Annotated in this window: 18 protein-coding genes; 10 read left to right on the top strand and 8 right to left on the bottom strand. The window is 33.5% G+C overall.

The window, feature by feature from the left end; genetic code table 11:
- Nucleotides 1–90: 90 nt before the first annotated feature.
- Nucleotides 91–1,053, bottom strand: a complete 963-nt coding sequence (locus B3D94_RS20490; RefSeq protein ID WP_069481569.1) for an MBL fold metallo-hydrolase — start codon at nt 1,051–1,053, stop codon at nt 91–93.
- 136 nt (nt 1,054–1,189) lie between these two features.
- Between B3D94_RS20490 and B3D94_RS20485 the strand changes: the two genes are divergently transcribed.
- From B3D94_RS20485 to B3D94_RS20470, 4 genes are all read left to right on the top strand, one after another.
- On the top strand, nt 1,190–2,665 hold the full coding sequence (locus tag B3D94_RS20485) for a methyl-accepting chemotaxis protein (protein WP_291759992.1): 1,476 nt from the start codon (nt 1,190–1,192) through the stop codon (nt 2,663–2,665).
- A gap of 188 nt (nt 2,666–2,853) precedes the next feature.
- Nucleotides 2,854–3,327 carry a GNAT family N-acetyltransferase gene (locus B3D94_RS20480; protein WP_069481567.1) on the top strand — a complete coding sequence of 158 codons (474 nt, stop codon included), beginning with the start codon at nt 2,854–2,856 and terminating at the stop codon, nt 3,325–3,327.
- A gap of 46 nt (nt 3,328–3,373) precedes the next feature.
- Nucleotides 3,374–4,033, top strand: coding sequence for a hypothetical protein (locus B3D94_RS20475; protein WP_069481566.1), 660 nt, complete (start codon nt 3,374–3,376; stop codon nt 4,031–4,033).
- Nucleotides 4,034–4,128: 95 nt separating this feature from the next.
- A complete protein-coding gene (locus tag B3D94_RS20470) occupies nt 4,129–4,266 on the top strand; it encodes a hypothetical protein (protein WP_175423033.1) in 138 nt (45 codons plus the stop codon).
- 148 nt (nt 4,267–4,414) lie between these two features.
- On the opposite strand, the gene B3D94_RS20465 is transcribed toward B3D94_RS20470, so the two are convergent.
- Nucleotides 4,415–4,645: a hypothetical protein gene (locus B3D94_RS20465; RefSeq protein WP_291759987.1), complete on the bottom strand. Its 231-nt coding sequence runs from the start codon at nt 4,643–4,645 to the stop codon at nt 4,415–4,417.
- A gap of 352 nt (nt 4,646–4,997) precedes the next feature.
- Here B3D94_RS20465 and B3D94_RS20460 point away from each other — a divergent pair, with 352 nt between their 5' ends.
- The 3 genes from B3D94_RS20460 (at nt 4,998) to B3D94_RS20450 (ending at nt 7,520) form a co-directional block, all read left to right on the top strand.
- Complete coding sequence (locus B3D94_RS20460; RefSeq protein ID WP_069481565.1) at nt 4,998–5,516, top strand: PadR family transcriptional regulator; 519 nt, start codon at nt 4,998–5,000, stop codon at nt 5,514–5,516.
- A gap of 168 nt (nt 5,517–5,684) precedes the next feature.
- Complete coding sequence (locus B3D94_RS20455) at nt 5,685–6,806, top strand: ABC transporter permease (RefSeq protein ID WP_291759981.1); 1,122 nt, start codon at nt 5,685–5,687, stop codon at nt 6,804–6,806.
- Complete coding sequence (locus B3D94_RS20450; protein WP_291759978.1) at nt 6,807–7,520, top strand: ABC transporter ATP-binding protein; 714 nt, start codon at nt 6,807–6,809, stop codon at nt 7,518–7,520. It begins immediately after the preceding gene.
- Between the two features lie 674 nt (nt 7,521–8,194).
- On the opposite strand, the gene B3D94_RS20445 is transcribed toward B3D94_RS20450, so the two are convergent.
- Nucleotides 8,195–8,584 (bottom strand): spore coat protein, encoded by a 390-nt coding sequence (locus B3D94_RS20445; RefSeq protein WP_069481562.1) that lies wholly within the window; start codon nt 8,582–8,584, stop codon nt 8,195–8,197.
- A gap of 375 nt (nt 8,585–8,959) precedes the next feature.
- On the opposite strand from B3D94_RS20445, the gene B3D94_RS20440 reads away from it, so the two are divergent.
- Nucleotides 8,960–9,508: a hypothetical protein gene (locus tag B3D94_RS20440; RefSeq protein WP_291759974.1), complete on the top strand. Its 549-nt coding sequence runs from the start codon at nt 8,960–8,962 to the stop codon at nt 9,506–9,508.
- A 279-nt stretch (nt 9,509–9,787) separates the two neighbouring features.
- On the opposite strand, the gene B3D94_RS20435 is transcribed toward B3D94_RS20440, so the two are convergent.
- From B3D94_RS20435 to B3D94_RS20420, 5 genes are all read right to left on the bottom strand, one after another.
- Nucleotides 9,788–10,327, bottom strand: a complete 540-nt coding sequence (locus B3D94_RS20435) for a hypothetical protein (protein ID WP_036227381.1) — start codon at nt 10,325–10,327, stop codon at nt 9,788–9,790.
- Nucleotides 10,328–10,625: 298 nt separating this feature from the next.
- Nucleotides 10,626–10,766 carry an ImmA/IrrE family metallo-endopeptidase gene (locus B3D94_RS23110; RefSeq protein ID WP_372429052.1) on the bottom strand — a complete coding sequence of 47 codons (141 nt, stop codon included), beginning with the start codon at nt 10,764–10,766 and terminating at the stop codon, nt 10,626–10,628.
- Nucleotides 10,767–11,128: 362 nt separating this feature from the next.
- Nucleotides 11,129–12,346, bottom strand: a complete 1,218-nt coding sequence (locus tag B3D94_RS20430) for a type I restriction endonuclease (RefSeq protein ID WP_291759968.1) — start codon at nt 12,344–12,346, stop codon at nt 11,129–11,131.
- A 348-nt stretch (nt 12,347–12,694) separates the two neighbouring features.
- Nucleotides 12,695–13,339 carry an SHOCT domain-containing protein gene (locus B3D94_RS20425; RefSeq protein ID WP_291759966.1) on the bottom strand — a complete coding sequence of 215 codons (645 nt, stop codon included), beginning with the start codon at nt 13,337–13,339 and terminating at the stop codon, nt 12,695–12,697.
- Between the two features lie 187 nt (nt 13,340–13,526).
- Entirely contained in the window at nt 13,527–13,889 is a 363-nt protein-coding gene (locus tag B3D94_RS20420) for a helix-turn-helix domain-containing protein (RefSeq protein ID WP_291759963.1), read from the bottom strand.
- 229 nt (nt 13,890–14,118) lie between these two features.
- Between B3D94_RS20420 and B3D94_RS20415 the strand changes: the two genes are divergently transcribed.
- A complete protein-coding gene (locus tag B3D94_RS20415; protein ID WP_414674006.1) occupies nt 14,119–14,421 on the top strand; it encodes a hypothetical protein in 303 nt (100 codons plus the stop codon).
- Nucleotides 14,422–14,437: 16 nt separating this feature from the next.
- Entirely contained in the window at nt 14,438–14,734 is a 297-nt protein-coding gene (locus tag B3D94_RS20410) for a hypothetical protein (protein WP_291759960.1), read from the top strand.
- The last annotated feature ends 36 nt before the right edge of the window (nt 14,735–14,770 follow it).

Here is a 14,770-nt window from a genome sequence, read left to right as displayed (position 1 = left end):
TTTACAAGGTCATGAAGTACTGTAAGCTACTTCATGGCTTTTTTTTCATCTATTTAAAAAAGGAGAAGCCTGAGACATCTCCTTTTACGATTAATGTGGTACCTGTGCTTTCACTTTTTCTAAATAATCCAATATTCCCATCGATGACACAATCGTATCGAAAGGGATGGTTTGATAGACAGGGTGATCTGGCGGTATATCATTTGATTGTAAATAGCTAAATAAAACCTCCTTTAATCGAGCATCTAAATAGTGAACTTGTTCCTGAATCTGGCTGGATGCTGCTTGTGCTTTCCGGCCTTCTTCTAAAAAAATAGGTGTCCAATAGCGTACTTGACGATATGCCTCTGGTGGATTTTTATAAGCTCCATAATGACCAAAATATAATTCACTTGCCTGTAGCTTTTCGTACAATTGAATGGATCGCTCCATCGTTTCAGGGTTGTACTGGTTTGGGGAAGTGGAAGGTATGATTAAATCAATTGATTCACCGTCCATTTCTGGGTAACGTACACCCGTTGTATCTCCAACAAAAAGGCCATTAGTAGCGGAATAAAGCATAGAAACATGATGCTTTGCATGACCTTCTGTATGATAAAACGTTAAATGATGTTGTCCTAAATGAAGTTGTTGTTCATGACTTATTTCAATAATTCGGGCTGCATCAATGGGAACAATCGGATCAAAAAGACGGTCAAACTCAGTCCCATAAACTCCTTTGGCGCTGGAAATGAGTCTGCTCGGATCAATCATATGTGCCGACCCTCTAGGGTGAACGACTAATTTTGCATGAGGACAGCTCTGTAAAAATAAGCCTGCACCACCAGCATGATCTAAATGAATATGTGTCACAATGACATAATGAATATCCTCTAAAGCAATATTTAATTCCTTCAACCCTTCCATGATGTATGGAACGGATGGACTAGCAGACGTTTCAATTAAGGTTATTTTTTCATCAATTAATAGATAGGAGCTTGTTCGCTGTTCCCTATTTAAATCATGTGTATCAATACAATAAAAATTTGCGGCGATTTGTTGGACTCTACTCAAATGCATTTCCCCCTTTAATTTCGAAAATGTGAAACATATGCTCTAAAAGTCAAATTTTAGCTACAAAAAGTAGTAGTTATACTATATAATAATAGAAAATCAAACTGAATGTCCATTCATTTTTAGGGGGATCGTTATGGAGAACAAAATTCGTTATGATACAAGGAAAGTGCACCGAGTTAATTTGGCAATAATATCGATTTTAGCCATTCTAATTTGTGGACCTATGATCCTATCAAAAGGAATATTATTTTTATTTGTTGGACTAGCTGTCATCGCTTTAGCCGTGTGCAATTATTTCTTACCGATTAAAACTTATGTGAAGGGATTTATCTTTGGTCTTATTCCTTCAAGTGTAGTGTTTACATTATTTTTACTTGATAGTTTTTCATTGAATAAACATTATATTTTGCTGTGCACCATCGCTATTATCGCGCTTTATTTTAAGAAGGAATTAATCGTGTTTTTTGGAATACTTACTAATATTAGTTTTATCATTTTATATTTGGTCAACTCGTCATCTTTGTTAGGGCCCTTTGACGACATCATTGTTTTCGTCACACTTCTAGCGATTATGAACGGCGTCATTATTGCTTTTTATTTACTAGCTAAATGGGGCAATGAGCTAATAAAACATGCGAAAATTCAGCAAAATGAGGTCCAAGCTTCCTTCAATCAATTACAAAATACATTTCAGGAAATCGAGAAAAGTAGCCAGGCTTTGGATGAGCATGTGACACAATTCCAGCAAACCATGCAAAATATTTCAGGCTCTAGTAAACAAATATTGTTAGCGACTGAGGATATTTCTGCAAGTATTCAGCAAGAGGCTTCTAGCTTGCATATGATTCATGGCACTATGAGTGATTCTGTTCATTTTGTCAATGAAACCTTGACGATTTCAAAGGACACAGTGGTGAAATCTACTGAACTTCAGCAAGAGGTTTTGGCAGGATGGGCTAAAATGCAAGACGCGATGGCTCAAATAGGCGTAATGAGTCATGCGATGAGTTCAACCGCAGAAACCGTCAACGAGCTTCAATATAGTTTACAAACAGTGGATAGCTTGTTGCAGGGAATCACGCATATTGCACAGCAGACAAATTTATTGGCACTAAATGCAGCCATTGAAGCGGCTAGGGCTGGGGAGCATGGAAAGGGATTTGCTATTGTAGCGGAAGAGGTGCGAAAGCTGGCTGTGGAAAGTGCCGCCATTACAGTCAGTATTACGAATGTGACGAAAACCTTGTTTGAGAAATCGACGGAGGCGCATCAACGTTCTGATGATGGTGAAAAAGCATTGCAGCACGGAGAACAGCTATTACAGGATGTCAGTCATTTCTTTACTACTTTAAAGGATTCATTTACCGAAACGAATACAGAATTGACGAGGGGCATGCACGAATTAAGCAGTGCTATCTTACAGTTTGAGGCAATCCAATTGCAAATTGAAAAGCTGAATAAAATGACAGAGCAAAATGCCTCATCAACAGGTGATATATTACTTTCTGTGGAGGACGAAAATCAGCTCTTAGGGAAGATGACGGACACGACAAATCGCATTCAAACTTTAAGCGATACATTAAAATCATTGGTCATGGCAAAGATATAAGGGAAATATTGAAATTGAAATAATTGGTAGGTTAAAATAACAGTATGATTAAACATCTTAGATCGAGGGTATAGTGTTGTTATTCATCTGAGATACCTGAATTGCAAATTAAACTTATATGCATTGGTAGCGTGTTTTGTATAATGCTGACCAATGAAAAGGTGAAGTTGAAAGGGAGGAAGGATACCATGAATATTCGTAGCTTACAAAGTGCAGATTATTATACGTTATCACCAGTGATTAATGAGTGGTGGGGCGGAAGGAATATGTCAGATAAACTGCCTAAATTATTTTTCGATCACTTTACGAATACAAGCCTCATTATGGAAAAGGATGGCGAGATTATTGGTTTTCTTGTCGGCTTTTTATCGCAATCCAACACAAATGAAGCGTTCATTCATTTTGTAGGGGTTCACCCTGATTATAGAAAACAGAATATTGCAAAAAGGTTGTATGATGTATTCTTCCATGTGGTGAAACAATATCATCGTAATATCGTTAAGTGTGTGACATCACCTATAAACGAAGTGTCCATTGCCTTTCACACAAATATGGGGTTTAGAATGGAGAAAGGTGACAAGGTGATGGATCATATATCTATCCATAGTGATTATGGCGGCGAAAATCAAGACCGTGTGTTATTTTATAAAATTCTACCGTAATTTACGGTACTGAACTTGCATATAGTCCCGAATAAGGGGGCTATAAATGTTTATCAAAAAACTATTTACCTTATGGTTTCTTCTTTCCATCATCGTTTGTGGTGGCTTTTTCTTTTTTGCCAATGTACCTATTCAATATGCAGAGAAATCAAATGTTTCTCTATCGCAACCCAGCAACGATGAACTACTAGGTTATATGCAGCATTATCAATTTCTAATGAGTGATATTGCTATGGCCCTGCAAAAAGAATCTTTTATTTTCTATTTAGATTATGGTGTACTGCCGAATGGGAAAATAGAGCTCCTTGTGTCAATACCTGAAAAAATAGATCAGTTGTCCAAACAAAAAATAGAGGAAATGATGCTTAATTGTATTCTAAAAAATGATTTAAACCCGATATCATTTCAAATGACGCTTAAAAATCTTTCTGATCCTGCTGCCACGAACTCGATCAGACTTAGCTATAATGATGTTATGGCTCATTTATTTGAAGCGATGACCGCACAACGTGTTGGTGCCTTTAGCATCGACTATACGATTTCATCAGAAAATGTCCATATCATCATCAATTTAACAGAAGAGAAAGATGAAGTGATTCAAATGGAAGCTCGACAAGTAGCTGAAGATATCATCAAGCATCATCAATTTGAATTACAGCAATTCCATATTGAAATACAAAATAAAATATTTGCGTACGATAAATGAATAAAGAAATGCCGGGTTTCAAGCGTTCATTTTTAAATGCTGAGCAGACCATTATGGTTTTGCTCTTTTTTTTGTAGAAAGAAAGGGGAGAAAGAATGGGTAAAGTCCAAAATACTATTGCGATCATAACAGGCGCAAGTAATCCAAGAGATATAGGAACTGCCATTTGTAGAGCGGCCGATGGTGTCCATATTTATTTTACGCACTGGCAAGCAGATGAAAATTTCATTTAAATAGTAAAAAGAGACAGCGTTTGCTGTCTCTTCCTCAACTAAAGCATCCCGTTAGTTGAAGAGGATTAAACCACCCTCCCGTTTCCTTAAATATGGACTATCACAAAAATCAATTATTTACAATACCTATCTACAGTAAATCCATGATTTATACATAAACAGAAAAAATCCACACGATTAATAACATACTTACTAATCCCCACACAGTGGCTCCTACTATCCACCAAACTACGGGTTTAGTTGATGTCTGTTTTTCTTCTTTACTGTCCTTGTTTTCTATTGCGAAGGCAACTCTTTCCTCCATGCTTTTTTTCTTTGACATAAGGACAAAAAGTCCAGCTACGATTAAAACAAGTGTTATCCAAAGTAACAAATTCATTTTAACACCTCATTTCTTGGTTACTTTCTACCCCAATTATTCTAGAGTATGTATTTAGAAATTAGTACTTAATACCAATAAATGGAATTTTTAAAAATACACATCTCTTTAGTAAATAATCGCGCCATTTTGTAAATAACATGATAGTGAAAATATAATAATTTGCTCACTATAAGGTTAATTTAAAATTAAAATAGAAAGCAATGAAAATATACATGTTATTTTTCTAGATATAAAAGTTCCCTTTATTTTAAAACCATTCACTGATAAAGCACTAAATTAACACTCAATTGACTACAAGTAGAATTTAAGAGAGAATATATAAAGAATGCTGAAAGAAAGGAGGATTTCTGTGGAACATCGCTCACTAATTCTGCTTGGGTTATTAATGGGACAAAGTCAACATGGATATCAAATTAATGAATTTATCGAAAGAAACTTAAGTACAGTTACAGATATGAAAAAGCCAACTGCTTATGCTACTCTGGATAGACTAAATCAAAAGGGTTATATAGATATTCAACTAGTGCAAGAAGGAAATAGGCCTACCAGAAAAGTATACTCAATAAATGAAAGCGGCCGAACGTATTTTTATCAATTACTATTGGATAATCTATCCTCTGCAGAAAGTGTTAATTATCAAGGAGATATTGGGTTAATGTTTATTGATTTCCTTCCTATGGATCAAGCAATACCAGCCTTGAAAGAACGATTAAAGAAAAACAAAAAACGTATAGATGTATTTAAGGAAACTCCTACACATGGGATACGAACCGGTGTTAATCTAGCGGTCAAACATAAAATTACCATGTTAGAAGCAGAAATAGTCTTTCTTGAAAATACTATTCAAAATTTTATTCATTCGGATTAAATAGTATATCCAAATAAAAAAGGAACCAAAGTGGGTTCCTTTTTTTATTTGGATCAAAAAAAGGTGCATATTAAAATTATATAGTCATACTTGACTAATCACTAATAAACTATTAGAATTCAATTAGTCAAACATGACTATATATTTATGATAAAGGAGTGACGTATATTGTTTCTTGCTATTAGAGAATTAAAGTATGGTAAATTACGCTTTCTGATGATTGGCGTTATAACTATTCTAATTGCTTGGCTAGTATTCATTTTATCTGGATTAGGTAACGGCCTTTCCACTCTTAGTGCAGCAACTTTTAAAAATATGGATACCGATTATGTAACCTTTGAAGAGGAATCAAGAGCCTCTATGAGCCGATCGCTATTGAGTGAATCATTAGCAGGGAAACTAGAAAGCCAACCTAATGTTTCAGCGGTATCAGCAATGGGTGCCACTATGGGAACAGTAACAAATAATTCAAGTTCGAATAAAAATGAAAAAGTAGATATTGCCATTCTAGGAATCAATCCCGGTAGTTTTCTGGAACCTAATGTTGAAGAAGGAAAGCACCTCGATGCAAATCAGTCTTTGGAAGTTATCGCTAATGATACTTTAAAGAAAAAGGGGTTTAAAATTGGTGATACGCTGAAAATAGAGGGATCATTAGAGAAGTTGAAAATTGTCGGGTTTGTAAAAAATGAAACATACAATCATTTGCCTGCAATTTTTACTACTTTGGATAAATGGCGCTCCATTCAATTTGCAGCACCTGGTTCTGATAAAGGTATTGAGAAACCTGTAAACGCAATTATGCTGCAGGGGGAGAAAATTGACTCCGAGAAACTAAGCCAGGTATTCAAAAATACTGAAACAGTAACTAAGGCCACTGCCATACAGGGAATGCCCGGTTATAAGGAAGAGAATGGCACAATTATGATGATGCTTGCTTTCCTTTTGGCCATTTCGGCATTTGTACTGGGGGTATTCTTCTACGTACTTACCTTGCAAAAATCGAATCAGTTTGGCATATTGAAGGCCATTGGTGCCAGCAATCGTTTCCTCGGGAAAGCTATTGTATCACAAGTATTTCTATTATCATTTATTAGTATTGCCGCAGGTATCTTGTTAACCTATGGGACAGCCCTTATTCTTCCTGATGAAATGCCATTTTCACTTGACCTTAAAATAGTTGTCCTTTATGCCCTGTCCTTACTTGTCATTTCTATTTTAAGTTCATTAGTTTCAGTTCGGAAAATTACAAAAATAGACCCACTTCAAGCGATTGGGAGGATGGAATAAATGTCAGGTATACAATTAGAAAATGTCTCCAAACTGTATCAACAGGGAGAAAATCAAGTTCTTGCCCTTGATAATATTTCCCTAACTGTGGAACAAGGTGAGTTTATTGCTGTTATTGGCCCATCAGGTTCGGGTAAAAGTACCTTTCTTGCAATTGCAGGCGCCTTACTCCAATCATCTGAAGGTGAAGTTATTCTTAACGGCAAGAGCCTTAATCAGTTAAACCAAAAGAACTTAGCTCAATTGCGGCTGGATGAAATAGGATTTATCTTACAAACCAGTAATCTTGTGCCTTATTTAAATGTTCTTGAACAATTACTTGTAGTAAAAAGAATGTCAGGGAAACTTCTAAAACAGGATAAGGAATATGCAAAGGAATTATTGCAAAGTCTCGGTTTAGCAGAAAAACTGAATAAATTGCCCGAACAGTTATCTGGAGGAGAACGCCAACGTACTGCAATTGCCCGCGCATTTATAAACAGCCCATCTATTATTCTGGCAGATGAGCCAACAGCTAGTCTGGATTCAAAAAGAGCTCATGAAGTGGTTCAACTCATAGCTATACAAGCAAAAACAAGAAACAAAGCAGCAATTATGGTTACCCATGACGAACGAATGCTTGAATACTGTGATAAAGTGTATCGAATGGAAGATGGCAGACTTAAACATGATGAATCCTTTAATTGTGAAAACTTGAAAATTACCTCTACGTAAGAATAGAAATTTTTGTAGAAAATTAAAGAGCATTAATCAATGATTATTGTAACAAACAGTATTAAAACGAAATTAGGTTTTGCTGCAAAGATGGCTCCCATGTTCACTAGGTCAAGACCTTTACAAAAAACGGAAGGGCTTATAAGTGGAGGATTTAATTACTAAACACCTAACCATATAGGATGAATGTAAATATGTATTGGAACACGATTGAAGACTTTACTCAATAGAAAAATAGCGCTACTTTCAAAGAAACCCGTGCAGGATCAAATAACACGGAACGGGAATCTCCAATCTTGGGAAGTGGAATTATTTCAGAGGTTGTTTCGGCTTTAGGGCCAATTGCATAATTACTTTTATTTGAGTACTAGTAAAAATAAAAAGTAAATAAATCAGGAAAGAGCTTTAAATCATTTTAAAAGCCTAATAGTACAGTTTAAATTGCAAAATGCTATACATTATTTTCTCTACAAAAATGCCCGATTGTGGAGTAAAAAAACATTAGATTAATTTAATTGTTGTAATAAATAAGGTCATTTGTAGTAAAAAGAGGATAGATAGAGCGAATTTTATTTAAGCTCTTCTATCCTTTTTAATCATTAACCAAGAATTCTCTATTTAAAATAGTTTCAGCTTAATAAAAATAAACTGATTACTTGTTTCTTATAACATTCTTAATTAATGAAATTCTGAGGAATACATTCACGAACACCCGAATTTCTCAATGAGTTAAATAAAGCTGCACTGATTCTTAAAATAACAAAGTTATCAGTGCTATTTTCTAATTCATAGATGACAAAGTATGAATTATCGACTGTAAAAATACATTTTCGTTCTAATTCAAATCCAGGTGGTACAGGAGGAAGATTAAAGCGTGGTACAACTACAGGTGTATCTCCTTCATCTCTGATAAAATTGAAAGTTTGTTGGTCAATCTCATATATATTAACTGGATCAATCTCCACACCTTTATCTGGAACTGTAATTTCATCTTCAACTAATAGGAAAAAGCGCTCGTTTCTAAAATTGAAAAGCCCTCTTGCTCCAATTTCAAATGATGCCATTTTATTTTCACCTCCATTCCTATAAATAAGTTATTCATATGAAATACGATTCTCTAGACTATAAGGAAGGAAGAGTGAAGAATTATTAATAAAAATATTCATAAGAGTCGGTTTCAGTATGACTGCTAAAGATGGATACGATGAATACATGTATATTGTTTATTTTCAATCGTGAAAATATAATCCTAAAAATAGATTTTATTATTTATTAACAGGAGGTGATCTTTAATGAAGAGTCGAAGGATTCTATCCGCATTCGTACACAGATAATAGCGACCGATGAAAAGTATTTACTATATGAATAAATGTTTTTTTGTAATAGTTATAGTGAAATCCCTTCATATTCTGTATATTTGTGTATGAGGAGGAGATTTAATGGCTAGAAAATGGATGTTACCATTACTTTTATTACTAGGTGCTTTGATGGCTGCATGTAGTGAGGATCAAGAAAAGGGTGGGGACGTAGAAGTAACCATCCCCGCTTTATTTTTCGAAGGACAAGACATCGATTCTGTTATTTCAAAGGCAAAAAACAGTGGGATTAAAGAAGTCATTAAAAATGATGATGGATCTTTAACTTATAAAATGCCTAAACCAGAGCACGAAGAAATGATGAAAGGTTTAAAAGAAGGGATATTAGCAAGTGTAGATGAACTTAAAACTAGTGATAATATCAAATCTGTAAAAGATATTACATATAACAAATCCTTTTCAGAATTCACAGTATCTGTAAACAAAAAAGAATTTGAAACTAGTTTCGATACAATGGCATCATTTGGACTTGGTCTAACAGGCATGTACTATCAATTATTTAATGGTTCAGACGTTGAGAATTATAAAGTGACAGTAATTTTTAAAGACGAATCAAGTGGAGAAGTGATTAATACCATAGTTTATCCAGATGATGTGAATAAGAAGAAATAATGTAAATAATATTTACAACAGTGTTAGTTCAGCCTATTGACAAAAGTTGCCGAGAATTTCATACTCGATGGCTTTTGTCATTTTTTTAATTACTACAATACCCTCAATCGTTCCCTTGTATTGTTTGAATGCTTTGCCATCAAAAAAAGTCGCCCCATCCGCTAGTAGGGGAAGAGGGCGGCTCTACATTATGGGCAGAATTTTATGGCTTACATACGAAAAGTCACTCAAATTTAAACGTGAGTGACTTTTCGAGTTATTTTATTTTACTTCAAATCATTATGTAGCATGATAATAGGTAGCTATCTCTTTTAAGTCAGAAGCTTTAAAATTAGCTACATCGATCTTATCAAAATCTCCTTTTTTAAGAAGGACAGTCATAGCAGATCCAGGATTGATGTTACCATATGCATCTTTAAAGTTAGCTTGCCAATTGATACGGATATTGCTCAAATCCTCTACACCTTTTAATACTCTAATTAATTCAACTGTATTTTGTTGAGCATAATCTATCGCTTTCTTTTTTGTTATTGCATCGTCATTCATCATCGATAAATAATAGTAATCTCCCATGCCTTCAACAATAATGTTTCGTTCACTTCCATCAGTAGTAGTAGTTCCGAATAAATCAGTAGCTATTTTGGCAATACGCTCTTCTAAAGGAATGTTTTTATCATTTGCAATAGTCATATCGATAGCCAACTCATTCTCTGTAGTTTCAACATGATCGGATGTTGAAGTATCTTCCTTTGCTTTCTCTTCACTACAGCCTGCCAATAATAATGTTGACAATGCTCCTATGTATAATAATTTCTTCACAGTAAAGTTACCTCCTAAAATTTAATATACTACCTATTTTAGAGGTTTTGTAGGTAGTTGTATATACAAAAATATCCAAGGTTGAAATAAAAAGAATTATGTCTATATAATAATAGTGAGCGTTAACTGCGAATGGAGAGGTGGGGCTAAAAATTGAACAGGAATGGATTAAAGATTATAAAAATTAAGTTAAAAGCATTCCTCCGGGATGGTTTTATTTTGCCTTGAAAAGTGACTATCGAAAGTTCCTCCTTTTGACTGTCAGGCAAAAGTACTTACGGTATAGTGGATATATCCATTACAGAGACATACCGTAGTCAAGCACGACAAGACTACTTATACGAGTAAGGATACCAGGGGATAGCTCATGGCAAAAATCTTGCCATTGTTGCTCTGGCGATTGGCTTTTATTAATGAAAATATAGTATCGACCATCAATAAATAAGGCTTGACTCTTATCTGACTAATAAAAAATTTCAAGCCCATCTAAAGGCCATTTCTTCAAAATTTAGTAGGACAGGGTCCATAATACCCAAACAAGTGTAAAACTGTTGGACATAATCTTCAAGGTGAGTATAGTGCAAGTGAATCAACCCCTAATAAGAAAATGAGAATATGTGTTCTGTTTAAAGAGACAATAAAACCCCACTTTTGGGAAGTGGGGCTACTTGGAGATGAATGCTTGAATAAAAGGTATATGGCAATTGTTGCAATTAAAGTCTCTTTGTTGTTGGCGTAAGCCTTGAACTCAGCATCGACTTTTTTCAAGTTGTCATTTAAGAGTTCGACTACATGATGTTTCTAAAAAAACTTCTCTGTGTCTTCAATTTTAGAAATAAGGTTAGGTATGTCTCTAAATGATAGGTTGTTTAGGCAACTTTTCAAGAAGTACGTAGTCTCATTATTATTTTTATTAAATCGGGAACCTAATCGGGCGTTAATGAAACCAGTCTCTTTAAGAATAGGGTTTTCACCCAAAAAATTTGCTATTTCGTTTGATTTAACTGTATATAGTTTTATATCTTCCTTTTGATTAACATACTGACCAACTAAATATCCTACGATGGTAGAACCCTGTGTTACAACTGAAGAAATAAAGAAATCACTTAATGGATTACCTTTTTCAACTGAGTATTCTTCAGATGTTAACTTTAATAATTTTATGTAGGTGTTTGGATTTGGTAATACAATCGTTACTCCCTCAAACTCTTCAAATTTCCCTAATGAGTCAATTTCATCTTGAGTATAGTAAACCCTTTTCTCTTCTTTAGTAATAGCATCTATGCTAGTAACAGCAATCTCTTGAGAAGATCGTGATGTATCTATATTAAATTTTTCACTAATCACTTCAGATATTGCCTCTTGAATACTCTTTACTATTAAAGGGCGAGAGGTGTTAATAAACTGTTGAGTTACCTTAAATTTAAACCGTTCTTTAATAACAAATTTGATAAAATCATCATTTGGGGATTCAAAAATTTCTTTAATTACAGATTTAAATGATTGAAAATATATTAACGATTCAGCGAGGATTTTTACTGTTTCTTCATCATATAAATTTTTAGAAAACTTAATCAGATTTTCAAAATCCTCCTCATTATGATTTATAATATTGAAGATAAAAAAGGGCTTAGAATCCATTATATTTGAGTTATTTAAATCAGTAAAAAAGTGATACTCAATCCCATTTGTTAAGATACCTAATTTGACACTAGGGAATGTACTGAAATACCTACTTAATTGTGGGGCGCTTTTATTAATTTTTATATTGATCGATTTTGCCTCAATGAAAATTCGAGGTTGCCCATTGATTGAAATAGCATAATCTACTTTTTCATTTTTTTTATGAAAATCAGCTGTGAATTCTGGAGTGACTTCTTGGGGACTATAGGTGTCGTAACCTAACCCTTTAAGCAATGGTAAAACAAGAAATTGTTTTGTAGATTCTTCGTTTTTAATTAGTTCACTATTTTCGGATATCACATTGTTTAATAATTCTATAGTTTCTTTTAAATTCATTTGTACACTCTCCCTTTGTGGTTAATACAAGGCGCAATCTTCGGAATAAAAAGAATTTCTTATTGTATTAAATCCATTTTCATATTAATAGTCAATAATTATTGCGTAAATATACCTATAGTGATGACAAAAAAATAATATAACATAATTAAATAATTTTTCCAATAATAGTTCTATAACAGGACATGTTTTTGTCATGTCCTGTTAATAGAATGTTCAATAAAGCTCACCTTTATCTTTCAATATCGCTCACATCTTATCCATTTTCTAGAATATTTTTGATAATTTTACCGAAGATTTGTTAGTGAAATCTAGTATTGATTATTATCTTCCGCATGCCATACTGAATTAGCCTAAAATTTTTTTCTTTTCTTCTAAAAATTCTTCTTCAGTTAAAATCCCTTTATCTCGTAAATTCGCAATTTTTTCTAAGTCACTATATGGATCTGCTGAGGTTGATAATTTCTTTTTATCATTAGTCAATCGATGGTTATCTTTGCTATCTTGCATTTGTTTTTGCACAACATCTATAAACTTGTTTAAACGATTATCATTTAAAATATCATCAAATGTTGCACGTAAAGATGGAGTGAGGATGGTCAATTCTTTTTGAGCAATACCATCAGAGGCAAGTAAAACACCTTCCATATATTTATAGTTAAAAGGTGTATATAATTGGATATTACCAATTTTTGTAACGAAAACTACTCGCATATTTGTTGCTATCAAAAGACCTTTTTTTTCTAAATTTCCAAAATCGTATTCAGCTGGTAAAGAGGAGAGAACAATTTCATTGGCCAACTGCACAGTGTTTTCGAAATAATCGATTGCTGGCTTATAAAAGGTGTACTTCATCCCTTTATATAAACTAGTCCCCACATATTTCTCTCGCTGTTGGATATCCTCTTGTTTTGTACGTTCTTTTGCATCTATAACAGCTTGTCTTTCTGGAGTATTTTCAAATGTCCCCATTATTTTTTTGAAAAAGCTCATTTTGTCACCTCGTATTTATTTTCCTGAAATGATTAGGTAAAAGAATAGTATATAAACATAAATAAGTAAATTTCCTAATAATGGTGCTATTAAAGGACATGTTTATAACATGTCCTTTTCATAGATATCATTATGTTACTTTTAGTCTTAATTAAAAATCGTTTATTAGGTTTTCTCCAAATAACGATTACAATTCCCCTTTATCCTTCAAAATCTCCCACATCTTACGTAGCTTTTCTAAGTCCTCTTCCTTAGATTTAGGTAACTCTTTGTACCATTTTTCAAGGGATGGATTGTTAGCAAAAGCTTGGAACTCAGCTTCCTCTTTTTCTTGTTGTGAAAGTTGTATAGTTTCATCTGTATTATCAAGTAAATAATCTGTTGTAACATTTAAGGTTTTGGCTAAAAGTACAAGCATTTCATTGGAAGGAGTGCTATGTCCATTTTCGTAGTTGCTGATTGTACCTTTAGTAGTTTGAACTTTTATTGCTAATTGTTCCTGTGTAAGTTTTTTAGACTTTCTTGCTACCTTCAAACGATGGCTCAACATGATATCACTCCCTGTACAAGTAAATTGTACTATTTTCTTTAACAAAATACATAAAGAAAGTTGAAAGTATGAGAAATTCATACATTTATATTGACGTATGAAAATCTTGATGTTGCTATATAAGTACAAGTTATCCATACAAAAAGGAGGTGAGTTGTAATGAAGATCTTGAATTTTATAAATGCCTCAAAAAAAGAAGTAACTTACTCAAGCTAAACTAGCGAAATTATTGAAATTTGTTAGTAAAGCAACAATATCTAATAGGGAGACAGGCTATTCAAAACCAAGATTAGAGATAGCATTAATTGTTTCTGAAATTTTAGACGAAGATGTGGCTTTTTTATTTGGTTATATATACAAGAATCTTGTACACAAAATAACCTATTTCTCTACACTAAAGAAGTTGGTGAGGATATGGAATGGAAGTAAATATGTAAACAAATTTTATACTCCGATAAATCTAGGACTTCTAACAGTTACTAAGCGACAGTGTTTGATTACTGAAAGAAATCAAAAGGTTAATACTTGTTGAGGAGAGGCCGTTTGAAATGGCTATTCAAGAAAATGACTTATCTCAATTAGTTTTAGAAAAAACTGGTCTTAATAAAAAGGTTTTATTAGATAGGTATGATCGTATGGCACAAGACACATTCAGAAAGCGAACGATGTATTGGGATATTGATGATCTAGTTAGAGAAACTAGATACAGTAAAGCTTCATTAGAAAAATATATTATTTGTGATCCTCGTATGAAGGAAAATCAAAGGCAGCTTGGACCAAGATTTAAACGAGTATGGTTATCCGAGCTAACTGCCATTGTTTTAGAAGAAATACTTAATAATTAATTTCAATAAAACTACCCGGACAGGTACGTAATATTT

It is taken from the genome of Lysinibacillus sp. UBA5990 (assembly GCF_002429815.1).
In the GTDB taxonomy this organism is placed as follows: Bacteria; Bacillota; Bacilli; order Bacillales_A; family Planococcaceae; genus Lysinibacillus; species Lysinibacillus fusiformis.
This window is presented reverse-complemented; position numbering and strand designations above follow the sequence as displayed.